Genomic DNA, 23,342 nt, shown 5'->3' with positions numbered 1-23,342 from the left:
CCGAGGACTATCCAGGCAATTCGACGTCGTCCGGCGACGAACGCGGCCCAGACGTTCATGACTTCTCGGCGGCGATCACCGACAGCAGTTCGGCCAGATCGGCTTCGGCTTTCGCCTTGTCGACGCCGAGAGCGGAAAGGATCCCAGAACCGTTCTCCTGTTCGAGCAGTGCGAGCAGAACATGTTCGGTTCCGATGTAGTTGTGTCCCAACCGAAGTGCCTCACGGAAGGTCAGTTCCAGCACCTTCTTGGTCTCGGCTCCGAACGGAATGAGCGCGGGCAAATTCGCAGGGTCGGCGGGCCGCTGGGCGATGGCGGCTGTTGCCGCGTCCCGGACCGCATCGAGTTTTACCCCTTGGGCGATGATCTCCCGGGCCCCGAGGCCTTCCGGCTGGGACAGCAGGGCCAGCACCAGATGTCCGACGGCGATCTCCGGATGACCGGAGGTGCGTGCCGCTTCCTGGGAGGCCACCACCATCTTCCGTGCGCGCGGGGTGAACTTCGCGAAACCCGCACTGGGATCCATGGCCGCGGCTTCCGCCGGATCACCCGGCCCCTTCGGCACGAACCGCTTCTGCGCCGCCTGTTTGGTGACACCCATGCTCGCGCCGATATCGGTCCACGAGGCGCCGGAGCGGCGGGCCTGATCTACGAAGTGACCGATCAGATGATCGGCCACTTCGCCGAAATGCCCGGCCGTGACCACGGCATCAGAGAGTTGGTCGAGCACATTGTCCGGACGTGCCTTTTTGATGCCCTCGATCAGATCGTCGAGTCGTACGTTGATTGTCATGCGTCAACCATAAGTTGACGATCTGGTCTCGTCAACCAATAGTTGACGATATTCAGGGACGCGCCGCCGAGGACAGCCGACCGATCCCTGACAGCCTCGGATAATGACCCGCGTCACTCCCGCCCGATATGGGTCAGCTTCTCCGGGTTGACGATCAAGCGCAGCGCGGTCACCACATCCTCGAGGGTGTCCACACCGACCACCAGCGCGGGCTCCCCCGCCAATCGCACGACGACCGCGAGCGCGCCGTTGATCTCCTCCAGCGCCATCACCATCCCCGGCACTTCCCAGCGGAAAAGTCCGGCCACGTACCGCGCGACCGCGGGAGCTCCGACAATCGGCCGCCGCGCCGCGGTGACCTGACCGCCACCGTCCGCGGTCGAGACGACATCGGCCGCGAGCAGCCGCTCCAAGGCCTCGATATCGCCGACCCGCGCCGCCTTCAGGGAGCGTTCGATCAGTTCGCGGGCCTGATCGGCAGGAACATCGAAACGCGGCCGCCCCTCGCGCACCCGGATACCGGCCCGGCGGAAGATCTGCTGCGAATTGGCCTCCGACACCGCGAGCATGTCCGCGATCTCCCGGTGGGCATATCCGAACGCCTCGCGCAGTACGAAAACCGCCCGCTCGATCGGGCTCAACCGCTCCAATGCCGTCAGCAGCGCCAGCGATACCAGCTCACGCTCCTCCACCGTCTCCAGCGGCCCGAGCTCACCGCGCGCGGTCGGCACCGGCTCGGGCAACCAGGGCCCGACGTAAGTCTCGCGGCGCGCCCGCGCCGAAACCAGCCAGGTGCGGCAGAGATTCACGACCGTGGTGGTCAGCCATGCCTCGACCGAACGAATCGTGCTGCGGTCGGTGCCATCCCAGCGCAGGTAGGTCTCCTGGACCGCCTCCTCGGCCTCGGACGCGGAGCCGAGCATCCGATAGGCGAGTGCGAACAGACGCGGGCGATGCGCCTGGAATTCGCGCAATCCGTCCGGTTCCACCGCCACCTTCTTCCGTGCTCGGCCGCCGAAGATGACGGTACCGGTCGCGATCCTCCCGGCCTTCGAGAGTTCGCCGGCCGATCCGATGGTCCGGCCACCACCGAAAACCCGACCCAGATCGAATCCCCAGAATCCCAAACCACCAAGTGCCGCAACGCTGCTCATAACTGCAGCATTCCCGTGCGACCTAGATGATTCCTAAAGGAATACCTGGCAACCCGCAACGGCTCAGTGGTGCAGGTCGTCCAATCGATGTTCCTTACCCGGACTACGCAGCCGCAGGCGGCTCGCCCCGCGGATCACCGGACGCCGCAGCGCCGGCCGTCGCCGCTGTGCCCGCCGCTGCGCCCGCCGCTCGGACGGCTTGTGCTGCCAGGTTTCCGGACGCGCGGCCACCCAGCGCTGCGAATGCCAGGCGAACGGGATATGCCCGAGATACAGCGCGACCAGCACCAGCAGCAGCACGATCGGATAGGTGATCAGCGCCGCGGCCGCGAGCGCGGTCAGCACCAGCAGCCCGGCCGCAGCCTGCGGCGCCACCGATACCGACTTCATGGCCAGCGTCGGAATCGTGCTGACCGCCAATGCCGCCGCGGAGATCGTCCAGGCCGCGACCTCGTAGTAGCCGACCCACCAGCCGTCACCGAACTGCACGTACAGCCCGATCGGCACCAGCGCGATCAGCGCCGCCGCGGGAGCGGGCACGCCGACGAAATACTCGCGCGACCACTCCGGTCGAGTGTCGTCGTCGAGCAGGGTGTTGAACCTGGCCAGGCGCAGCACAATGCTCACCGCGAAAACCAGCGCGATGATCCAGCCCGCGCTGTTGCTGTCCAGCAGCGCGATGTAGATCACCAGACCGGGCGCGACACCGAAGGAGATGGCGTCGGAGAGCGAATCGAGTTCGGCGCCGATCTTGGTGGTGGCGTCGAGCATCCGGGCCAGCCGACCGTCGAGGGTGTCCAGTACGGCCGCCGCGCCCACCATCGCCAGAGCGATGTCGAGCTTGTCGTCCAGGGCGAATTTCACCGCGGACAATCCGGCGCACAGCGCCATGATTGTCACGATGCTCGGCAACAGCCGGATGGACCGGCGCCTTCGCTGCGGTGTGGGCAGGGCCTGCTCCATCATGAGTCGGTGGCAAGTACGGCCAGCACGGTCTCGCCCCCGATCGTGCGCTGTCCGGGTTCGACGAGTAGTTCGGTACCCGCCGGGAAGTACGTGTCGACCCGGGATCCGAAACGGATCAGGCCGTAGGTGTCGCCGATGGTCAGTTTGTCGCCGGCCTGCGCGTCACAGACGATGCGCCGCGCCAAGAGACCCGCGATCTGCACGACCACGAGCTGTGCGCCACCGGGGGTATCGATGACCATGCTGTTGCGCTCGTTCACCGCACTGGCCTCCGGCAGATCCGCCGAACGGAACTGACCGGATTGGTGCAGCACGGTGCGCACGGTGCCGGAGATGGGCGTGCGCTGCACGTGCACGTCGAGCACCGAAAGGAAGATGCTCACGCGCGGCAGCGGCGCATCGCCGAGGCCCAGTTCGGCGGGCGGAGTCGCGGTATCGACCAGGGCGATCTCACCGTCGGCCGGTGCGACGACCACGCCCGCCCGATTCGGCGGCACCCGGTTCGGATGCCGGAAGAAGGTTGCGCAGGCCGCGGCGGCCAACAGCCCCGTGCGGCGCACCCACTTGCGCTTACCCCCGATTACCGCCACCGCGAGTGGAGCCGCGACGAAGGGCAGCCCGGCGGGATGCAGTGGGGGAATCGCGGCCCGGACCAGATCGACGACATGGCCGACTCCGGTCGTTTCGGGCGTGCCGGGCGGGGTGGGACGGCGTGCCACAGGCTCCTCTTTCGTGCTCGATGCAGACGGTTTGCGCCCCTCAACGATAGGTCCGGCGCAAGCGTTCACACCTTACGGGAACCGAGCCTGTGGCACTGCGGCGTTTGCGTCGGGCCCGGAGGAGGCAGCCCGTGTGACCACGGATGGCCCGCAAACGCCACAAATCCGACACAGTTGTCAGCTCATGGCTTTACGGCCGGTGAACAAGCGCACCAGGAACAGCAGAATCACCGCGCCACCGAGGCAGGTGAAGAAGCTGAACCAGAGTCCGCCGCCCTCGACGTCCACGCCGAGCACCTTGAGCAGGAATCCGCCTAATAGGCCACCGACCACCCCGACCACGATGTTGAGTAGGATGCCCTGTTGCGCATCCGTCTTCATGATCTTGCTGGCGATCCAGCCGGCGAGACCGCCGATGATGATCCACCCGATTATCCCGAGTCCGAGCATGGTGTCCTCGAATCACTAGTTGGGTCAGCGCCGCACCACAGGGCGCGCTTCAGGGGTATACCCGCCAAATGTGAGAATACGCACTCCCAAGACGCGCGACTCGGGCTAATATGAGGGGGCCTCATGTCTACGGTGACGTAGGCGGCCGGCCGATGAGGGACTCATATCTTTGCTTTCGGGGTAGCACCCGGCGGCGCCGCCGCAGGTACATAGGAGACGCATCATGGCTGCTCGAATCGCCCAGACAACAGGGGCTGAGCACACGGCGATCCTCGGGCTCGGCGTTTACCGCCCCGCCCGAATCGTCACCAACGACGAGGTGGCCGGACCCATCGACTCGAGTGACGAGTGGATCCGCACCCGTTCCGGAATCAAAACGCGGCGCTTCGCCTCCAAGGAAGAGACGATTCACAGCATGAGCGTGGCGGCCTCCCGCGGCGCGCTGGAATCCGCGGGAGTCGAAGTCGATCAGGTCGACTGCGTCATCGTCGCCACCTCCACCCACCTGTTGCTGACTCCTGCGGCCGCGCCGCAGATCGCGACCGAGCTGGGCATGAACGGCACCGCGGCGTTCGATATTTCGGCCGGATGCGCGGGCTTCTGTCACGCGCTCGCGCTGGCCTCGGATCTGGTGCGTGCCGGAACCGCCGGACATGTGCTGGTGATCGGCGTCGAGAAGCTGACCAACACCATCAATCCGAAGGACCGTGCGACCGCCTTCCTGTTCGCCGACGGCGCGGGCGCGGTGGTGGTCGGACCATCCGAGGAGCAGCGCATCGGGCCGACGGTATGGGGGTCGGACGGCACCCAGCACCACGCGATCCGACAGGACAAGGACTGGATCGAATTCTTCGAAGAGATCGAGGAGAAGGGCCTGGACGCGGTGCGGCCCTACCTCGCCATGGAGGGTACGGCGGTATTCCGCTGGGCCGCACATTCATTGGAGAAGGTGTGCCGCGACGCCATCGATCGCGCGGGCCTATCCACCGACGACCTGGACGCGATGATCCCGCACCAGGCCAACGGCCGGATCATCGAGATCATGGCCCGGGTGCTCAAGCTGCCCGAGCACTGCGCACTCGCCAACGACATCGAGGAGACCGGAAATACCTCGGCCGCCTCGATTCCGCTGGCCATGGAGGCGCTGCTGCGCAAAGGTGAGTCGAAGCCGGGCGATACCGCGCTGCTGATCGCCTTCGGTGCCGGTCTGTCCTACGCCGCGCAGGTCGTGACGCTGCCCAACTGGCAGTAACCCAGCCCAGCCCCCGGTGACCTTCACCGTCTCGGTCCGCAACAACAACTGCCGCCTGCCTAGAGTCGACCTGCCGGGCAGTTACTTCTCGCATACCTTCGTGGTTGGGACGCGGCGTTTCGTGGGGTGAGTCGGTGCACGAAAGGTGTGCGAGGGCAACGATTGACGGGCCCTGCGATCAACACGACAGGGTGTTCCCGACGCTCGCGATACAACGGAGGCCTATGCGGCTGCCTCGACCGCGGACTTGATCTTGTCGAGCGTCACCTTCATCCCGCGCTCGAGCTCTTCCTCGAACAGCGCCTCGCCGCCCATCGCGGCATCGATGGACTTGCGGGAGAACCAGGTGGTGCCGTTGGGCACATCGCGGCGTTCGATCAGCCGGGTGCCGGTATCGGTCGGCTCCAGCGTGTAGCTCCAGATGCTGCGGTTCTCGTTGATCCGAAATGCGAAGGCCTGGTTGGGCTCATAGCGCACGATGCGCGCGGTGGTCGGCCAGTATTTCTTGCCGTCGGTATTGAGGTTGATCGTCCAGGTGCCCGCCTTCGGGGTGCCGAGCGCGAGCATCCGTACGCACTGCGGGCTGAACTCCGGCATCCGCTTGAAATCGGCGACAACGGCCCAGACCTGTTCCGGCGGTGCCGCGATCTCGATCGTGGCTTCGATATTTTTCGGCAACGTTGCCTCCGAGGAACTGTGTGAGGGATGTCCGTCTAGCACGACTTGTCGGTTCGGCAAACAGCCTAGTCGGCGGCTGTTGGAAGACAAATGTGTCACTTTTTCGCGATTTGTTCACCCGGCTTTGTAATGGCGCGCGCACAATGTCGGATAGACGAAGCATCAGACACTGCCACAAGCTTTTCCGTCAAGCGTGAGGTGATCGGCCGTGAAACTGCGCTCGCTCTTACATCGACGCCACCTGGATCAGGTTCCGCTGCTTCCCGCCATCGCACCCGAGACACCCGCAACTCGAGACATCTCCACGCCACGCTTCGCACACCCTATAGACGAACAACTCGAACGCCTGCTCACGCCCACCGAACTCGACCTGGTGCGCGATCATCGCGTTTGACGAGCGTTCCATACTCGATAGGTGACTGCATCCGCTGCTACGAAACCGGCCATCCTCAGTGTCGACGACGATCCGGGAGTTTCCCGCGCGGTCGTCCGCGACCTGCGCCGCCGTTATGGGGCCGAGTACCGGATTCTGCGCGCGGAGTCGGGCCCGGACGCGCTCGACGCACTGCGTGAGATGAAACTGCGCGGCCAACCGGTCGCGGTACTGATCGCCGATTATCGGATGCCGGGCATGGACGGCATCGAATTCCTCGAGCAGGCCATGGATCTGCACCCGTACGCGCGCCGCGTGCTGCTGACCGCCTACGCCGATACCAGCGCCGCGATCGATGCGATCAATGTCATCGACCTGGACCACTATCTGCTCAAACCGTGGGATCCGCCGGAGGAGAAGCTGTATCCCGTCCTCGACGGACTGCTCGAAGCCTGGCGCAGCAACGACCACAAACCCGTCACCGAGACCAAGGTGGTCGGTAACCGCTGGTCGCCGCGGTCGTCGGAGGTGCGCGAATTCCTGGCCCGCAATCAGCTGCCCTACCGCTGGTACCTGGCCGAGGAACCCGAAGGCGCACGGCTGCTCGAGGCCGCGGGTGCCGATCCCAATATCTGTCCGGTGGTGATCACACCTGGTGGGCAGGCGCTGGTGCAACCGAGCGACGGCGAACTGGCCGAAAGCGTCGGGCTCAACACCAATCCGACCGGTGACTTCTACGACCTGATCGTGGTCGGCGGTGGACCCGCCGGACTCGGCGCGGCCGTCTACGGCGCCTCCGAGGGCCTGCGCACGGTGCTAGTCGAGCGCACCGCGACCGGCGGCCAGGCGGGCCAGAGTTCGCGCATCGAGAACTATCTCGGCTTCCCGGACGGGCTGTCCGGCGCTCAGCTGGCCGATCGGGCGCGGCGGCAGGCCGCGAAATTCGGTGCCGAGGTGATCACCACACGCGAGGTGGTCGGGCTCGAGGTGAACGGGTCCGCGCGCACCGTGCGGTTCGCCGACGGCGGACGGCTCTGCGCGCACACGGTGATCATCGCGACGGGTGTGGACTACCGGCGTCATCCCGCACCCGGCGTGGACGATTTCACCGGGCGCGGTGTCTATTACGGCTCGGCCATGACCGAGGCCTCCGAATGCGCCGACCACGATGTCTACATTGTCGGCGGGGCGAATTCCGCGGGGCAGGCGGCAGTATTCCTGTCCCGCAACGCGCGCACGGTGCATCTGGTGGTCCGCGCGGATTCGCTGGAGAAATCCATGTCGCACTATCTGATCCAGCAGATCGGGCAGATACCGAATATCCGGGTGCACACCGATAGCGAAGTGATCGCCGCCGACGGCGACGATCACCTGCAGCAGATCGTGCTGCGCAACAACCGAACCGGCGCGGAAGAAAAAGCCGAGGCCGAACGGTTGTTCCTGTTCATCGGTGCCGCACCACAAACCGACTGGCTCGATGGCGTGGTCAAGCGGGACGAGGCGGGCTATGTGCTCGCCGGTCCCGACCTGCTCGTCGACGGAACCAGACCCGCGGGCTGGGAGCTACCCAGACCGCCGCATCACCTGGAGACCAACGTCCCCGGCGTTTTCGTCGCGGGTGACGTGCACGCCGACTCGGCGAAGCGGGTCGCCTCGGCGGTCGGCGAGGGTGCGATGGCGGTCATGCTCGTGCATCGGTACCTGGCGTGATAGGAGGCTGGACCATGAATTCGAAGGAGACAGCGGATCGCAGCAGTCATCTGGTCTGCGATCCGGCGGAGCTGCGCAGCCTCTTTCTGTTCGAGAAGCTCACCGACGAACAGCTGGAGCTGCTGTGCGCCCATGGCCGCATCGAGATCATCGAAACGGGACTGGTCTTCCGGGAGGGCGATCCGGCCACCTGCTTCTACGTGATGATCGAGGGCGAGGTGCAGCTCACCAAGCTCTCCGGCGGCGCGGAGATCGAGACGACGCGCACCGACTACCGCGGCGCGTACGCGGGCGCGTGGACCGCCTACCTCGGCGACAAGGTCGACCAGACCTACAACGGCTCGATGTATGTGACTCGCAGGTCGCGGTTCTTCGTGCTCGACGCAGGCAGTTTCGCGCGCATGATGCACGACTGGTTCCCGATGGCCGTGCACCTGCTCGAGGGCGCGTTCTTCGGCAACCGCAAGAGCAACGAGCGGATCGCCCAGCGCGAACGCCTGCTGGCGCTCGGTTCGTTGTCGGCTGGTCTAACCCATGAGCTGAACAACCCGGCCGCCGCCGCCGTGCGCGCCACGTCCGGGCTGCGCGATCGGGTCGCCGGCATGCGGCACAAGTTGGCCATGATGGCGCAGGGCAAGTTCGACACCGCGTCCCTGGAGGCGCTGGTGCGTCTGCAGGAGGAGGCCGCAGCCCAGGTCGCGAAGGCCCCGGAGCTGACGACACTGGAGGCCTCCGAGCGCGAGGACATCCTCAGCGAATGGCTGGAGGATCACGGCATAGCGGACGGCTGGAACCTGGCCCCGAATTTCGTGCAGGCGGGTTTCGATGTGGACTGGCTGGAACGGGTTTCGGCTACCCTCGAGGGCTGCCCCGACCAGGTGTTCCAGGGCGCGATCCGATGGCTGAACTACACCATCGAGACCGAACTGCTGATGAACGAGATCGCCGATTCGACCACCCGCATCTCCACCCTGATCGGTGCGGCCAAACAGTATTCGCAGATGGATCGGGCACCGTTCCAGGTGGTCGACATCCACGAACTGCTCGACAGCACACTGGTGATGCTGAGCCGCAAACTCGGCGACGGCGTCGAGGTGGTCAAGGAGTACGACCGGACACTGCCCGAAGTGCCCTGCTACGCGGCGGAATTGAATCAGGTGTGGACCAACCTGATCGATAACGCGGTGTACGCGATGAACGGCCAGGGCAAGCTCACCATCGGCACCAGGCACGAAAACGATTGCGCCGTCATCGAGATCGGCGACACCGGCCCCGGCGTCCCGGCCGAGGTGCGCAGCCGCATCTTCGAACCATTCTTCACCACTAAGCCGGTGGGCGAGGGAACCGGTCTGGGCCTGGACATTTCGTTCCGGATCGTGGTGAATAAGCACCACGGCGATATCCAGCTCGATTCCGAGCCGGGCAATACCAGATTCACGGTCTGGCTCCCGCTGCATCCTCCCGAGGACATGCCGGAGTCCGGCGACCGTTCCGAAGCCGATGCAGGAGGTCAGTCATGACACAGGAGTTGGAAGGTATCGATCCCGCGGTCGCGCCGAGCGGTTCGGGTTGTCTGGAATGTGAAGCGGCCCAGGGCTGGTGGGTGCATCTGCGGCGCTGTGCGCAGTGCGGGCATATCGGCTGCTGCGACACCTCGCCGGAGCAGCACGCCTCCAAGCACGCCAAGGACACCGGACATCCGTTCATACAGAGCTTTGAGCCGGGCGAGGATTGGTTCTTCGACTTCCGCTCCGATGAGATGTACAGCGGCGGACCGGAACTCGCACCGCCGACGCATCATCCGGTGGACCAGCCGGTGCCCGGGCCGCGCGGTCGAGTGCCCGCCGATTGGCAGAGCCGCATCCACTGACCATCAGGGATCGTTTGGCAGAACGCAACGAAAGGCCCGCACCGCACTGTGGGCTCCATGACAGCCGAACGATCTCACCCGGTACCCTGCTCCGGACGCGCCGGAGACTCCGGCGCCGCGAGTTACCGGGGAACGCACGTGATCAAGCGAGTTACCGCCATCGTCCTGGCCACCGGGGCGGTGGCCGTCGCGCTGGCCGGATGTGGCAGTTCGGACGATTCCAGCTCCGACGCGAACGGTCTGCGCAAGGGCGCGACAGGCACCAGTACGCCTGCGAGCACCACGTCCGCGACCAGCGCCGCACCGACCACGGCCGCCGACGCACCGACCACCACCAAGACCACGGCGAACTACCCCTCGCTGGGCCCGGCCTCGAGCACCACCTGCGGTGAATTCAAGAAGTTGGACAGCACCGAGGAGAAGTCGCTGATCGAGAAGGTGCTCGCGGAGAATCCGGGCAGCGAGTTCGAGGGCAGCCCGAATGTCGCCCTCGGCACCGCCAAACTCGTTTGCCTGGCCCCCAGCTACGTCGATACTCCGGTCGCGGTGGCCGCCGGGATCGTCGAAAAGGACAAATAGGCTCGCGCTGCTCGGTCGCAGCACCAGCCGCCGCATGCACACAGAACGCGCGTACGCAGCGGGCAGGCGCTGCGTACGCGCGTTCTATTCAAGAGGTTCACGGCCGCGCGGGTGCGCAGGCGGGAATCACCTACGCACCCTCACGGAGTCGCTCCGTCGGATCAGGGCTGACCGGTGGCGAACGCGATCACGGCGTCGAGGAACTCCTGGCCGCCCATGACATATCCGCCGATCAGCGCACCGGCCGGGATGCTGATGATCCACAGGAAGGGGATGAAAGCCCCGATAACGGCACCGATAACGATGCCCGGCAGGTTCTTGTTGACCTGCTCCATGAGCCGGTCGTAGGAGCTGATGTCCTTCAGCCCGGCAATGTCCTTCAACTTCGCGGTGTCCGTCGGGGTCATCGTCGAAGTCAGCGCGAGGGTGTGGCCGTCCGCGCTGATCTGCTGGCTCACCGCGATCGGAAGTCCCGCGACCTCGGAGTGCAGCGGCACCTGGTCCACCGTCGCGCCGTCGTTGGACTTCAGCAGCACTGCGGCACCGTCCGAGGCGAGCTCGAACCGGCCGCTGTCAACTGCCCAGGTGATGGACTTATCAGTTGGGGAAACCGTTGTGTGGTAGTTGATTCCGTGTGCAACACCAGAAGTCACGCCCCCCTGGGTCACTGCCGCCGGCTGGTCAGTCGCCACGGCGGGCTGCCCATTGGCGGTAGCCGCGGTAATCCCCACCGCGGTGACAGCCATAAAGACAGCAGTAGTGATCTTTCCGAACTTCATTTCTTGAATTCCCTCCACTTTGTTGTCCCGCCCGACAAGGGGCAGGACCCGAACGTTAGCGTGCGGAATTCGTTGTCGCACATTGGGGTTCGTCAATCATGAAATCGTGACAATTGCCGAAGTTTAGCTATGCACAGTTCCGCGGATCGAGCGCTACCACCGGATCCTCGGCGCGGGCGGGCGCGCGGGCATCATCACCGCACTCACTCTCGATGCGGTCGATATCGATTTCTGATGCGGTCGGGCCGCATGATGGATGCCCTGCATTTGCTCGAGCCGAGCTTCGAACTCCGCAACAGTCGCCCGTTATATCGCAAGTGAGCGGTAGGCCCCGGTCGATCCGCGGTGGCGGTGTCATTGGCCGAGGCCGGTGAGATCGACTCGGACACGCGTACCAATCTCCGGCGCTAAATTACTGGTCAGAGCGCACTGCCGCGATTGCACGTCCGATCGGCGATATCGACGACGATCCAAGGCCGTTTTCGGTTCCGTGATTACATTCACAATTTCGGATGCCAGCCGGAAATAGCGGATCGGGGCACTCGCCATCGAGGATTTTCCGCTTATCTGCGAACTATCCGACGGTCCGCCGACCAACGAGGGCCGGACGCGGGCAGAATGACACAGTGGCAGAACTCGCGCTCACCGCACGACTGAATCCCTCCGCCGCAGATGCCAGGCGCGGAGTGGTCCGGTTACATCCGGAGGCACTGACCGCGCTCGGCCTGCGGGAATGGGACGGAATCGCACTGGTCGGGGCACGACGCACCGCCGCGGTGGTCGGGAAGGCTCCAGCTGGCACACCGGCCGGTGTGGCACTACTCGATGACGTGACATTGTCCAACGCGGGGCTGCGTGAGGACGCGAATGTCGTGGTCTCCCCCGCGACCGTGTACGGCGCCAAGCAGATCTCGGTGAGCGGTTCGGTGCATGCCACCAGGACCATTCCGGCGGCGACGCTGCGGCAGGCGCTGCTGGGCAAGGTGGTCACGGTCGGTGACGCGGTATCGCTGCTGCCCCGCGACCTCGGCCCGGATATCAGCTCTTCGGCTGCCACCCAAGCCCTTTCGCGCACCTTCGGCATCGCGTGGACCACCGAGTTACTGACCGTCACCGCGACCGATCCCGGTCGCGCTCCGGTGAGCGTGCAGCCGAATACCGCGGTGGTCTGGGGCGCGAGTGCGGTGGCGGCCCGGGTTTCCGCCGATCGGGCGGCGGCCGGGTTGCCGGTCCCGGCGGGTGAGGCCGCGCGTGGGGCCACCGAGGCCGCGGCGCTGGCCGCGACCAATGGGACGGGCGCGGGCTGGACCGCGACCGTCGGCGAGTCGGCCATTCCGGTCGAGGATCTGGCGGGTGCGCACGGGCAGGCCACGAAACTCCAGGAGTGGCTCAGCCTGGCACTCGACGAACCGGAATTGCTGAAGGCCCTCGGCGCCACACCACACCTCGGCGTGTTGATCACCGGCCCGGCCGGAGTCGGCAAGGCCACGCTGGCGCGTGCGGTGGCCGCGCCACGGCGCATTGTCGAACTGGATGGCCCGACGGTCGGCGCGGCCGAAAGCGGTGCGCGGTTGCGCGAGGTCGCGGCCGCAGTATCCGAAATCGGTTGCGGGCGAGGCGGAATCCTGCTCGTCACAGATATCGACGCACTGCTGCCTGCACCGGCTGAACCGGTCGCCACGCTGATCCTGGACCAGTTGCGCGCCGCGATCGCCGAACCCTGCGTGGCACTCCTGGCGACCACGGCACATCCGGCCGGTATCGATCCACGGCTGCGCGCGCCCGATCTCTGCGATCGCGAACTCGCACTCGCGCTGCCGACCGCCGCCGTACGCAAGGCTCTGCTCGAGCAGCTGTTGCGCAAGGTACCGACCAAGGATCTGAAGATAGATGAAATCGCCTCGCGCACACCCGGATTCGTGGTGTCGGATCTGGCCGCGCTGTGCCGCGAGGCGGCACTGCGCGCGGCTTCGCGGGCCAGTAAACAACAGTCGGAACCGGAGCTGACCCAACCCGACCTGCTCGGTGCCACCGAGGTGATCCGGCCGCTATCGCGTTCCGGGACCGAGGAACTCGCGATCGGCAGCCTCAGCCTCGATGACGTCGGGGACATGGTCGAAACCAAAGAGGCACTCACCGAAACCGTGCTCTGGCCGCTGCGCCATCCGGATTCGTTCGCCCGCCTCGGCATTCATCCACCGCGCGGCGTACTGCTCTACGGCCCGCCGGGCTGCGGTAAGACCTTCCTGATCCGCGCACTGGCCGGGACCGGTCAGCTCAGCGTGCATGCGGTCAAAGGCGCCGAATTGATGGACAAATGGGTCGGCGCCTCCGAGCGCGCGGTGCGCGAATTGTTCCAGCGCGCACGCGATTCCGCGCCTTCGCTGATCTTTCTGGACGAGGTGGACGCGCTGGCGCCGCGCCGCGGTCGCAACAGTGACTCCGGCGTCGGTGACCGCGTGGTCGCGGCACTGCTGACCGAACTCGACGGCGTGGAACCGCTGCGCGATGTGGTCGTGCTCGGTGCGACCAACCGTCCGGAGCTGATCGATCCCGCACTGCTTCGCCCCGGCAGGTTGGAACGGCTGATCTTCGTGCCGCCACCGGATGGCGACGCCCGACTGGAAATCCTGCGGGCCGCCGGGAAGTCGGTACCACTGGCCGCCGATGTCGACCTGGCCGCGCTCGCCGCCGATCTGGACGGCTATTCCGCAGCCGATTGCAGTGCGCTGCTGCGCGAGGCCGCATTGACCGCGATGCGCCGGGATATGGACGCCGCCGACGTCACCGCCGGGGATGTCGCGGCGGCCAGGGCGGTGGTGCGGCCGTCGCTGGATGCCGAGCAGGTCGAGTCGCTGCGCCGGTACGCCGAAAGTCGCCGATAGCCGATTGAAGCAATCGTCCGGTAATTGCTGTCTTCCTGCATTTTCCGCAGATCCGACATATTCGGGCAATTTGGGCGCAATCATCGGATCCCGCGTCGAGCGCGAGTAAGTTCGACGAGGTGCGCAAGATCGGCAATGCGATCGATACGATCACGGCCTTCTTCGGGGCCGCGGTCGCGGGCACCGCACTGTTCCTACCGATCAGCTTCAGTTGGACCGCCGACAGTTCGCCGTATCGGTTGGCCAGCCTGAACAACAGCGTCCCGCGCGGCGCCGCGACCGGGGTGATCGTCGCGGTGGCCGTCGCGGTGATGGTCATCACCTTCCACAAGCCGCTGGTGGCATGGGCGGCGGCACTATTCGGCGCGATCGCAATGGACATCAATCACATTGCCGGACGCCATGTCTCCTCAGCCGACCTGCTGACCACCCAGAACTATCTGGATTCGATTCTGGCCGGTGTGCTGCTCGGTGCGTTGGGTGCGGCGGTGCGGCGCCGATCGGGTCCGGCGGTCGGATTCGCGATCGGCGCCGCGGGCTTTTTCGTCTTCGGTGATCTCGCGGAACTATTGGAGATCTCCGAAGACAATCCGTACGCGGTGCTCGAGACGCCGCCACGCTGGCTCGTCAGTGTTGCCGTGGTGCTGCTGATCGTCAGTACGCTGCGCAATCGGTCCAAGGCCGAGGAATCGAAGCCGCCGCGGATCGCCGTCGAACTTCCGGTCACGCCGATCCTGGCCTCGATGGTGCTGGCACTGGTGATCCTGGCCATCACCGAATGGCTGGCGCGCCAGTATCAACATGCGCCGAACGTCAGTCATGCGGTCGAAATCGGGATGGCGGTCGCCGCGACGGTCATCGCCGCCACCGCCGCGGCCATGTTGCTACCCGCGCGCGACGGCACCGGGGTGTATCTGGCGGTGGCTCTGGTCGCCGCCGCCGAGGCGATCGGCGGGGATCCGCGGCCCGGGTGGAGCATCGCCGCGTTGATCGCGGTCACCGCCGTCGGACTGCTCATCGGGATTCGCCTGCCCTCGACCTTCATCGCCATCTCGCTGATCACCGGACTCGCGGTATTCGCCCTGGTGAAACCCACCCACGACCATGGCTACGTGACCGCGGCGGGCAGTGCGGCACTGGCACTGACAGCCGGTTACTGCTGTGGCACCGCGCGTCCCCGATACGCACCGAGCGGGGTGCTCGCCCTCTCCGCGCTGTATCTGCCGTCGATCATCACCGCATTGCCGCACGACACCGCCGAATGGCCGCTGAACGGGGGTGCCGACCATCAAGCCCTGGCCGGCCGGACCGCGCTCGCGATAGCCTGCGGTTCGGCCCTCGGGTTGGTAGTGCTGCGCCGATTCCGACCGCGCAGCCGACCCAGGCCGGGGCAATCCGTCGACGAGGAAACGTTAGCGGACATATAGCCCATCCGCGCGGAGATGGCATACGCCATATTCGCTCGGCCGACGAAAGTCGCAGGCTCCAAGTAAGGTCATTCGGTATCACCCCGCCGCAACTACCCGACGGAGTGCAGTTTGCTCGGAATCCTGCTCGCGCTCGTGATAGCCGCACTCGCGGCACCGCTGTGCGTGCGGGCGTTGGGGCGCAACGGTTTCTACGTACTCGCACTCGTCCCGTTCGGCTGTCTCGGCTGGGTGATCGCGAATTGGGGTAGCACACAGCGGGTTCGAGTCGCTTGGGCGCCGAGCATCGACATGAATATCGAGCTGCGCTTCGATTCGCTCGCCGCCCTCATGTCCGCGCTGGTGCTCGGCATCGGCGCGGTGATTCTGGCTTATTGCGCACGGTATTTCGAGAACGACGAACCGCGGCTGCCGGTGTTCGCGGCCCAGTTGGTCGCCTTCGCCGGGGCCATGTTCGGCCTGGTCACCAGCGATAATATGTTGCTGCTGTTCGTCTTCTGGGAAATGACGACAGTGTTGTCGTTCCTGCTGGTCGGCCACAATGCCGAACAGGCGGTGAGCAGGCGGGCGGCGATCCAGGCGCTATTGGTGACCGGTGCGGGCGGGCTGGCGATGCTGGTCGGGATCGTCATCCTCGGTCAGGTGAGCGGCAGTTATCTGCTGTCGGATCTGCTCGCGGGGCCGCCTTCGGGCATCGCGGTGGATGTCGCGGTGGTGCTGCTGCTGGTCGGGGCGTTGAGCAAATCGGCAATCGTGCCGCTGCACTTCTGGCTGCCGGGTGCGATGGCGGCGCCGACACCGGTGAGCGCGTATCTGCATGCGGCGGCCATGGTGAAGGCGGGTGTCTATCTGGTGGCGCGGCTGGCGCCGGTATTCGCGGAAAGCCCAGCCTGGCATCCGCTGATCCTCACGCTCGGTATGGCGTCGATGCTGCTCGCCGGGTTGCGGTCATTGCAGGTGACGGATCTGAAGCTGGTGCTCGCCTTCGGGACGGTGAGCCAGTTGGGGTTGCTGATCATGCTGGTCGGGCTCGGTACACCGGATGCGGCACTGGCCGGTTCAGCCTTGATCGTGGCGCATGCGCTGTTCAAGGCGTGTTTGTTCATGGTGGTCGGGATCATCGACCACGGGGCCGGTACGCGGGACCTGCGGGAGTTGTCCGGGCTGGGGCGGCGGGCGCCGGTGCTGTGCGGTGTCGCGGTGTTGGCGGCGCTCAGTATGGCCGGGATTGCGCCGCTGCTCGGGTTCGTGGGCAAGGAAAGTGCGCTGGCCGCGGTGTTGGATGCGGATGTCCTTGCCGCACCGGCTAAGGCCGCGTTGGCCGTCGGTGTAGTGCTCGGATCCATGCTGACCGTTGGCTACAGCATTCGGTTCATTTGGGGAGCTTTTGCGGATCGAGAGGTGCTATCCAGTGGTGAGCACGTGCGCCCTGCGGAGCACGGTTATTCGGAAAATGGCCATTGGCGTGCGCCGGGAGCGCTGTTCACGGCGGCGCCCGCCTTGCTCGCGGTTGGGGGCTTGATCGCGGGTCTCGGCGCGACATGGCTGGACGAACTACTCACCCCCTACGCGAAAACCCTGCCCGGCGTACTCGATTCGCATCTCGCACTCTGGCACGGCTTCAATGTCGCGCTGACGCTGACGATCCTGATCATCATCGCGGGCATTGTGGTGTTCGGGCTGCGTGGTCGTATCGGCGAATCCGCGACCATGCTCGGCAATGCCGACCGTGCCTACGACGCCACCCTACGGGCCATGGACCGGCTGTCGCTACGAATGACGGGCGCAGTGCAGCGTGGTTCGCTGCCGCTGAGTCAGGCGGCGATTCTGGTGACCTTGATCCTGCTGCCGACCGTACTGCTCGCGATCGGCACCCGCACCGGAGTTCGCCTGCGCCTGTGGGATTCGCCATCTCAGCTCGTCATCGGCACGATCATGGCCGTCATGGCACTGGCCTCGACGGTGCTGCGCAACCGGTTGGCCAGTGTGCTCGTCGTCGGCGTCACCGGTTACGGCTGCGGTGTGATCTTCGCGATGCACGGTGCGCCGGATCTTGCGCTGACCCAATTCCTGATCGAGACACTGACTTTGGTGATCTTCGTGCTGGTGCTGCGGGCCTTCCCCGCCGAAATCGACGAAAGTCGCACCGCCGCATTCAAAGTGCGGCGGGCGATTCTGTCCGCACTGGTGGGTGCGACGGTCGCGGTGCTGGCCGCCTTCGCCGTCGCCGCCCGCTCCACCGAACCCATCTGGCACCTGATCCCCGATGCCGCATACACATTCGGCGGCGGTAAGAACGCCGTCAATGTTCTGTTGGTCGATATCCGAGCATGGGACACCCTCGGCGAGATCTCGGTGCTTGTCGTGGCCGCGACCGGGGTGGCATCGCTGGTATTCCGCAGCCGCCGTTTCGGCAGCGCCCCGCGTGCGGCGGACTCCCCGAACTACGATCCGGACCTGATCAGCTGGTTGCCCGCCGGGCGGCTGGTGGACCGGCGCGACCGATCGATGGTCCTGCAGGTCACCACCCGACTGGTCTTCCCGACCATCATGGTGCTGTCGGTGTACTTCTTCTTCTCCGGCCACAATGCGCCGGGCGGCGGTTTCGCGGGCGGACTGACCGCCGGACTCGCACTGACGCTGCGCTATCTCGCCGGCGGCCCCTATGAACTCGGCGAGGCGCTGCCCGTGGATGCGGGGCATTTGCTCGGCGGCGGGTTGACGCTGGCCGCCGGAACCGCGAGCACCTCACTGCTATTCGGCGCGCCGCCGCTGTCGTCGGCGATTGTCGAAGTGACGCTGCCGGTGATCGGGCACATCAAGGTGGTCACCGCACTGTTCTTCGATCTCGGTGTCTATCTCATCGTGGTCGGGCTGGTCCTGGACGTGCTGCGCAGCCTCGGCGCGCGCCTGGACAGCGAGCTGGCCACCGACGAGGACGAATCCGCCTCGTTACGTGGAGGTTCCCAGTGAGTGCGAATCTGACCCTGCTGATCCTGATCGGGATTCACGTCGCGTGCGGTGTCTATCTGATCCTCGAACGCGCGGTCTCGAAAATGCTGCTCGGCATGATCCTGTTCGGCAATGCGGTGAATCTGCTGATCCTTACAGTCGGCGGACGGGACGGTCGGCCACCCATCCGGGGCGAGGGCGAGGATACGGCCGATCCGCTCGCCCAGGCCATGGTGCTCACCGCGATCGTGATCACCATGGGTCTTGCGGCCTTCGTGCTCGCCCTCGCCTACCGCTCCTACATCCTCACCACCACCGACACCGTGCACAACGACCCGGAAGATGCCGAGGTCGCCGCCCGGCGTGAGAGAGAGGATCCGGAGGATTGAGTGTGCTGACCGCGCTCGCACCGCTACCGGTCCTGGTGCCCTTGCTCGGGGCGGCGGGCACGCTGGTGTTCGGACGGCAGCCGCGCATCCAGCGCTTCGTCATGCTGTTGGTGCTGTCGGTCGTGGTGGGCATCTGCGGGGTGCTGCTGTATCTGGTCGATCGCGACGGCACCACCGCGCTGCAGGTCGGCGGGTGGGGTACACCGATCGGCATCACGCTGGTGGTTGATCGACTATCCGCGGCCATGCTGCTCGTCTCGGCGATCGTGCTGCTCGCGGTCTCGATCTACGGTGCGGGCCAGAACATTCGCGACGGTGACGACCGCCAGCCGACCTCGATCTATCGCCCGACGTATCTCGTACTCACCGCGGGTGTTTCGGCCGCATTCCTGGCCGGTGATCTGTTCAACCTGTTCGTCGGCTTCGAAATTCTGCTCGCCGCATCGTTCGTACTGCTCACCGTCGGCGCTACCGCGGACCGGATCCGGGCCGGTATCGCGTATGTGATGGTCTCGATGGTGTCGTCGCTCATCTTCCTGACCGGTATCGCGCTGGCCTACGCGGCCACCGGAACACTGAACCTGGCGCAGCTGGCGGTGCGAATGGGCCAGGTGCCCAATGGTATTCGGATGGCCATCTACGCGGTGCTGTTGGTGGCCTTCGGCATAAAGGCGGCGGTCTTTCCGCTGTCGAACTGGCTGCCCGACTCCTACCCCACCGCACCCGCGCCCGTGACCGCGGTTTTCGCGGGCCTGCTGACGAAAGTCGGTGTGTACGCGATCATCCGGACGCACTCCCTGCTGTTCCCGGACGGCGGATTCGACGATGTGCTGCTGGTCTGTGGTCTGCTCACCATGGTGGTCGGAATCTTCGGTGCGATCGCGCAGAGCGATATCCGACGCCTGCTGTCGTTCACCCTGGTGAGCCACATCGGCTACATGGTGTTCGGTATCGGACTCTCCACCGCTGCGGGTCTTTCCGGCGCGGTTTTCTATGTGGCGCACCACATTCTGGTGCAGACGGCGCTGTTCCTGGTGGTCGGACTGATCGAGCGGCAGGCGGGATCGGTATCACTGCGACGATTGGGCGGTTTGGCAGCGGCCAGTCCGCTGCTGGCGATCCTGTTCCTGGTGCCCGCCTTGAATCTCGGTGGTATACCTCCGTTCTCGGGATTCATCGGCAAGGTCGCACTGCTGCAGGCGGGTGCGGCGGCCGGCAGTGTACTGGCCTGGGTGCTGGTCGCGGGTTCGGTGGTGACCAGCCTGCTGACGCTGTACGCCATGGCGCGGGTGTGGAGCAAGGCATTCTGGCGGCCGCGCGTCGAGGCGCCGGAGGGACATCTCACGGCGGCGAAACCACCGACGCTGGTGGAGGATTCGACCGATGTGCGCTATGACGAACGCACCGATCCGGGGCGCATGCCAGTGCTGATGGTCGGCTCGACGGCGGCGCTGGTGGTGGTCGGTCTGTGCCTGACGGTATTCGCCGGTCCGATTCTGCGCATCGCGGACCGCGCCGCCGACGATCTGAGCAATCCCGCGGTGTATGTCGGTGCGGTGCTCGGCAATTCGTACGCCGGGGCGAAGGGAACCATCCGATGAGCACCGTCCGTCGACTTGTCCCGACTCGATCGACCGCCGTGCGCATCGGCGTGCTGTTGTGGCTGACGGCGGTGTGGTCGACGCTCTGGGGCGAAGTCAGTGTGGGCAATGTGCTGGCCGGTCTCGTCGTCGGCGCGCTGATCATGCTGACCTTGCCGCTGCCGCGCGTTCCGGTATCCGGGCGCATACATCCGCTGTCGCTGATCGAATTGGTCGTCGTCGGTTCGTATTACGCGCTGGAATCCAGTCTGCAGGTGGCCTGGTTCGCGATCCGTCCGGCAGCACCGCCGGCCTCCGGCGTGCTGCGGGTGAATCTGAATATGCGATCGGATCTGGTGCTGGTGTTGTGCGCCGATGTACTCAATCTGATTCCGGGCACCATGGTGTTGGAGATCGACCGGCAGCGCTGCGTCTTCTATGTGCACGTCCTGGACGTGGGCAGCGAGAAGGCGGTTGCCACGTTCTATCGAACCACCAGGCGGCTGGAGCGGCTGCTCATCTCATCGTTCGAGCGCCCCACCGAATGGCGTTCGGCCCGAACAACTCCGGAGGTGGACCCGTGAGCGAGCGTAGCGAGGGAACCAATAACACAGCACCGCCGGTCACGGCGGAACCGAGCGCCGGCGAGGTGCAGACGTGATCGTTGTCGCGATTGTGGCCGGCATCATGCTGATGGCCGCCGCCGTGATCGTCAGCTATCGCATCCTGGCCGGGCCGAGCATCCAGGACCGCGTTGTCGGCATCGACTCGCTGATGGCCATTGCCGCCTCCGGCCTGGCGGTCTGGGCCGCATACAGCGACGACACCACGGTCGTGCCCGCGATCGTCGCGTTGGCACTGGTCGGCTTCCTCGGCTCCGCCGCGGTCTCCCGATTCCACATCCGGGACGACACATGAATCTGTGGCACGTGGCCTCCGGGGTCCTCATCCTGAGCGGCGCGACACTCGCGCTGACCGCATCGATTGCCATCGTGCGCTTTCCGGACACGCTCTCGCGCATGCACGCCGCCACCAAACCCCAGGTGGTCGGCCTGATCCTGGTTCTGGAGGGTGCGGCGATCCAATTGCGCGGCCACGGCAATATCGGGCTGCTGTTGCTGGTCGGGCTGTTCACTCTGCTCACCGCGCCGGTGATCGCGCATCTGATCGGCCGGACGGCATATCGGGAGCAGCGCTACCGTGACGGGCTGTTGCGGGTGAACGAGTTTCGCGACGATACGTTGTGAGCCGAGGGACCTCGGGGGCGGTCGGCCCTGCCCTGAGCGCCCATTCTCGCGCCGAATTCGCGGGAGCTCAGGCTATCGAGCCGCGCCGACGGGAGTCTCTTGCGCCGCGACCACCGGAGCCGCGGCAAACCACGTCGCATGGAACGCCGCAGCCATCGCGGCCAGCAGCGCGAGCACGGCCGTTCCGGCCAACACCGGATACTCGGCCATCGGAACAGCGAGATAGCGGAACGAAAGCAACAGCGCGCCGAGGATCACCGCGCCCAACAGCACCAGCCGCACCCGGAACCATCCCCAGCCGCGCTCGGGAGCGCGCAGCGCGGACTCGATCGTCAGGCACAACACCGCACCGGCCACCAGATCGACGCCATAGTGGTAGCCGAAGCCCAGCGTCGCCGTCAGCGTGGCGGCCAACCAGAACGCGCCGAGGCAGCGCAGCCACAGCGGAGCACGCGAACCATCGGCGTCCCTGCGAGTGTGCAGAAAGACCGACAGCGCCCAAGCCGTATGCATGGAAGGCACGCAGTTGCGTGGCGTGAAGGAATCGAACGGCAGCGGTGCCGGATTGCGATCGATCGGCGGGACGACACCGGGCCAGAAATTGCCGACCTGCATACTGTGGCCGTCCGGACCGAAGGCGAACATCGGGCCGACCACCGGGAAGATCACGTAGATGACCGGGCCGATCAGTCCGAGCACCAGGAAGGTGCGCACCAGATAGTGGGTCGGCCATACACCGGTCGATACCACCCGACGCAGCTGCCACACCGCGACGACGATCGCCGCCACCGGCAACTCGATGTAAACCCAGTGCAGCACCGCGTAGACGGCTGGTCCGAGCGCATCCACCACGCGACCCATCACCCAAGACGGATCACCGAGCGCGTGATCGGCCAGCGCCACATAGATGTCGTAGACCTGTGGCCGGCTGACGACCGTAACGTGCAGCCACACATCACCGACCTTGGTGGCCAGTACCAGCAATGCGCCCAGCGCGGCGGCGTGCAGCGCATTGCGTCGATCCACCCCGTTCCAGCGGAATCCGGCGATCAGCGCCAGACCGGTGAGCACGAGCGTCGGCCCATTGCCGATAGCGAACGACTCGCCGCTCAGCAGTCGAACACTCGCCCACACCACGTCGATACCCGCCGCCGTGCCGACCACGATTATCCTGCGGCGCTTGGAGATTCCGACCAGCGCAAGTATGAGTCCGGCCCACGGCACCGACATGGACTTGGGTGTGCCGACATAGTCGTGCCACAGACTGCCGAGCGGCCCCTCGAAATCGTGCCCGATCGAACCCACCTGTAGGGCGATGAGCAGTACCGGCACCGCCGCGATCGCGGCTGCCGTCCAGATCCGCGAACGCGGCGCGCGCGCCCGCTCGGTATTCGATTTGCGGCGCTCCCGGGTCCCGCCGTGGTGACGCTCCGCTACCGCCTCCGGGCCCGTCGCTCGCGCCGCGGGGACGCTGCCACCTTTTTGACTCGGATCTTCGACAAGCACGTCGACCATAGTAAACGGCGGATGAACGCCATC

22 protein-coding genes are annotated in these 23,342 nt (G+C 65.8%); 14 read left to right on the top strand and 8 right to left on the bottom strand.

Annotated features, from left to right (window positions below; genetic code table 11):
- Nucleotides 1-55 precede the first annotated feature (55 nt).
- The 5 genes from ACIBI6_RS26705 to ACIBI6_RS26685 all read right to left on the bottom strand — a co-directional run bounded on the left by ACIBI6_RS26705 (nucleotide 56) and on the right by ACIBI6_RS26685 (nucleotide 4,082).
- A complete protein-coding gene (locus ACIBI6_RS26705; protein ID WP_396958234.1) occupies nucleotides 56-793 on the bottom strand; it encodes a Clp protease N-terminal domain-containing protein in 738 nt (245 codons plus the stop codon).
- Between the two features lie 113 nt (nucleotides 794-906).
- A complete protein-coding gene (locus ACIBI6_RS26700; RefSeq protein WP_396958334.1) occupies nucleotides 907-1,782 on the bottom strand; it encodes an RNA polymerase sigma-70 factor in 876 nt (291 codons plus the stop codon).
- Nucleotides 1,783-2,010: 228 nt separating this feature from the next.
- Entirely contained in the window at nucleotides 2,011-2,913 is a 903-nt protein-coding gene (locus tag ACIBI6_RS26695) for a CDP-alcohol phosphatidyltransferase family protein (protein WP_396958233.1), read from the bottom strand.
- Complete coding sequence (locus ACIBI6_RS26690) at nucleotides 2,910-3,632, bottom strand: phosphatidylserine decarboxylase (RefSeq protein WP_396958232.1); 723 nt, start codon at nucleotides 3,630-3,632, stop codon at nucleotides 2,910-2,912. The genes ACIBI6_RS26695 and ACIBI6_RS26690 overlap by 4 nt, the downstream gene beginning before the upstream one ends.
- A 177-nt stretch (nucleotides 3,633-3,809) precedes the next feature.
- Nucleotides 3,810-4,082 (bottom strand): GlsB/YeaQ/YmgE family stress response membrane protein, encoded by a 273-nt coding sequence (locus ACIBI6_RS26685; protein ID WP_364353653.1) that lies wholly within the window; start codon nucleotides 4,080-4,082, stop codon nucleotides 3,810-3,812.
- Between the two features lie 223 nt (nucleotides 4,083-4,305).
- On the opposite strand from ACIBI6_RS26685, the gene ACIBI6_RS26680 reads away from it, so the two are divergent.
- Nucleotides 4,306-5,334, top strand: coding sequence for a beta-ketoacyl-ACP synthase III (locus ACIBI6_RS26680; RefSeq protein ID WP_364353656.1), 1,029 nt, complete (start codon nucleotides 4,306-4,308; stop codon nucleotides 5,332-5,334).
- A 222-nt stretch (nucleotides 5,335-5,556) separates the two neighbouring features.
- On the opposite strand, the gene ACIBI6_RS26675 is transcribed toward ACIBI6_RS26680, so the two are convergent.
- The gene (locus tag ACIBI6_RS26675; protein WP_396958231.1) at nucleotides 5,557-6,012 is read right to left on the bottom strand and encodes an SRPBCC family protein; all 456 of its coding nucleotides are present in this window, start codon (nucleotides 6,010-6,012) and stop codon (nucleotides 5,557-5,559) included.
- A 208-nt stretch (nucleotides 6,013-6,220) separates the two neighbouring features.
- On the opposite strand from ACIBI6_RS26675, the gene ACIBI6_RS26670 reads away from it, so the two are divergent.
- From ACIBI6_RS26670 to ACIBI6_RS26650, 5 genes are all read left to right on the top strand, one after another.
- Entirely contained in the window at nucleotides 6,221-6,406 is a 186-nt protein-coding gene (locus tag ACIBI6_RS26670; protein ID WP_364353662.1) for a hypothetical protein, read from the top strand.
- 21 nt (nucleotides 6,407-6,427) lie between these two features.
- Nucleotides 6,428-8,095: an FAD-dependent oxidoreductase gene (locus ACIBI6_RS26665; protein WP_364353665.1), complete on the top strand. Its 1,668-nt coding sequence runs from the start codon at nucleotides 6,428-6,430 to the stop codon at nucleotides 8,093-8,095.
- Nucleotides 8,096-8,109: 14 nt separating this feature from the next.
- Nucleotides 8,110-9,615, top strand: a complete 1,506-nt coding sequence (locus ACIBI6_RS26660; RefSeq protein ID WP_364353668.1) for an ATP-binding protein — start codon at nucleotides 8,110-8,112, stop codon at nucleotides 9,613-9,615.
- Complete coding sequence (locus ACIBI6_RS26655) at nucleotides 9,612-9,965, top strand: UBP-type zinc finger domain-containing protein (protein WP_364353671.1); 354 nt, start codon at nucleotides 9,612-9,614, stop codon at nucleotides 9,963-9,965. Before ACIBI6_RS26660 ends, ACIBI6_RS26655 begins: the two co-directional genes overlap by 4 nt.
- Before the next feature lie 138 nt (nucleotides 9,966-10,103).
- Entirely contained in the window at nucleotides 10,104-10,544 is a 441-nt protein-coding gene (locus ACIBI6_RS26650) for a hypothetical protein (RefSeq protein WP_364353674.1), read from the top strand.
- A gap of 161 nt (nucleotides 10,545-10,705) precedes the next feature.
- Here the strand turns inward: ACIBI6_RS26650 and ACIBI6_RS26645 are convergent, their stop codons facing one another.
- Nucleotides 10,706-11,197 (bottom strand): hypothetical protein, encoded by a 492-nt coding sequence (locus ACIBI6_RS26645; RefSeq protein ID WP_364353677.1) that lies wholly within the window; start codon nucleotides 11,195-11,197, stop codon nucleotides 10,706-10,708.
- A 752-nt stretch (nucleotides 11,198-11,949) separates the two neighbouring features.
- On the opposite strand from ACIBI6_RS26645, the gene ACIBI6_RS26640 reads away from it, so the two are divergent.
- The 8 genes from ACIBI6_RS26640 (at nucleotide 11,950) to mnhG (ending at nucleotide 21,803) form a co-directional block, all read left to right on the top strand.
- Nucleotides 11,950-14,208 carry an AAA family ATPase gene (locus ACIBI6_RS26640; RefSeq protein ID WP_396958230.1) on the top strand — a complete coding sequence of 753 codons (2,259 nt, stop codon included), beginning with the start codon at nucleotides 11,950-11,952 and terminating at the stop codon, nucleotides 14,206-14,208.
- Between the two features lie 119 nt (nucleotides 14,209-14,327).
- Complete coding sequence (locus tag ACIBI6_RS26635) at nucleotides 14,328-15,635, top strand: hypothetical protein (RefSeq protein WP_364353683.1); 1,308 nt, start codon at nucleotides 14,328-14,330, stop codon at nucleotides 15,633-15,635.
- A gap of 111 nt (nucleotides 15,636-15,746) precedes the next feature.
- Nucleotides 15,747-18,608: a Na+/H+ antiporter subunit A gene (locus tag ACIBI6_RS26630; protein ID WP_364353686.1), complete on the top strand. Its 2,862-nt coding sequence runs from the start codon at nucleotides 15,747-15,749 to the stop codon at nucleotides 18,606-18,608.
- The gene (locus ACIBI6_RS26625; protein WP_364353689.1) at nucleotides 18,605-18,976 is read left to right on the top strand and encodes a Na(+)/H(+) antiporter subunit C; all 372 of its coding nucleotides are present in this window, start codon (nucleotides 18,605-18,607) and stop codon (nucleotides 18,974-18,976) included. The genes ACIBI6_RS26630 and ACIBI6_RS26625 overlap by 4 nt, the downstream gene beginning before the upstream one ends.
- On the top strand, nucleotides 18,973-20,577 hold the full coding sequence (locus ACIBI6_RS26620) for a Na+/H+ antiporter subunit D (protein WP_364353692.1): 1,605 nt from the start codon (nucleotides 18,973-18,975) through the stop codon (nucleotides 20,575-20,577). The genes ACIBI6_RS26625 and ACIBI6_RS26620 overlap by 4 nt, the downstream gene beginning before the upstream one ends.
- Complete coding sequence (locus ACIBI6_RS26615) at nucleotides 20,574-21,140, top strand: Na+/H+ antiporter subunit E (protein ID WP_364353695.1); 567 nt, start codon at nucleotides 20,574-20,576, stop codon at nucleotides 21,138-21,140. Before ACIBI6_RS26620 ends, ACIBI6_RS26615 begins: the two co-directional genes overlap by 4 nt.
- A 73-nt stretch (nucleotides 21,141-21,213) precedes the next feature.
- Entirely contained in the window at nucleotides 21,214-21,474 is a 261-nt protein-coding gene (locus ACIBI6_RS26610) for a monovalent cation/H+ antiporter complex subunit F (RefSeq protein ID WP_364353698.1), read from the top strand.
- Nucleotides 21,471-21,803, top strand: a complete 333-nt coding sequence (mnhG, locus tag ACIBI6_RS26605; protein ID WP_364353701.1) for a monovalent cation/H(+) antiporter subunit G — start codon at nucleotides 21,471-21,473, stop codon at nucleotides 21,801-21,803. The genes ACIBI6_RS26610 and mnhG overlap by 4 nt, the downstream gene beginning before the upstream one ends.
- A gap of 72 nt (nucleotides 21,804-21,875) precedes the next feature.
- Here the strand turns inward: mnhG and ACIBI6_RS26600 are convergent, their stop codons facing one another.
- Nucleotides 21,876-23,162, bottom strand: coding sequence for a DUF5933 domain-containing protein (locus ACIBI6_RS26600; protein WP_396958333.1), 1,287 nt, complete (start codon nucleotides 23,160-23,162; stop codon nucleotides 21,876-21,878).
- Nucleotides 23,163-23,342 lie beyond the last annotated feature (180 nt).

The organism is Nocardia sp. NPDC050412 (genome assembly GCF_044458825.1).
GTDB lineage: Bacteria > Actinomycetota > Actinomycetes > Mycobacteriales > Mycobacteriaceae > Nocardia.
This window is presented reverse-complemented; position numbering and strand designations above follow the sequence as displayed.

Coding starts and splice junctions, on each gene's coding strand:
- ACIBI6_RS26705 (WP_396958234.1), bottom strand. CDS start 793: ATGACAATCAACGTACGACTCGACGATCTGATCGAGGGCATCAAAAAG.
- ACIBI6_RS26695 (WP_396958233.1), bottom strand. CDS start 2,913: ATGATGGAGCAGGCCCTGCCCACACCGCAGCGAAGGCGCCGGTCCATC.
- ACIBI6_RS26685 (WP_364353653.1), bottom strand. CDS start 4,082: ATGCTCGGACTCGGGATAATCGGGTGGATCATCATCGGCGGTCTCGCC.
- ACIBI6_RS26680 (WP_364353656.1), top strand. CDS start 4,306: ATGGCTGCTCGAATCGCCCAGACAACAGGGGCTGAGCACACGGCGATC.
- ACIBI6_RS26660 (WP_364353668.1), top strand. CDS start 8,110: ATGAATTCGAAGGAGACAGCGGATCGCAGCAGTCATCTGGTCTGCGAT.
- ACIBI6_RS26655 (WP_364353671.1), top strand. CDS start 9,612: ATGACACAGGAGTTGGAAGGTATCGATCCCGCGGTCGCGCCGAGCGGT.
- ACIBI6_RS26615 (WP_364353695.1), top strand. CDS start 20,574: ATGAGCACCGTCCGTCGACTTGTCCCGACTCGATCGACCGCCGTGCGC.
- mnhG (WP_364353701.1), top strand. CDS start 21,471: ATGAATCTGTGGCACGTGGCCTCCGGGGTCCTCATCCTGAGCGGCGCG.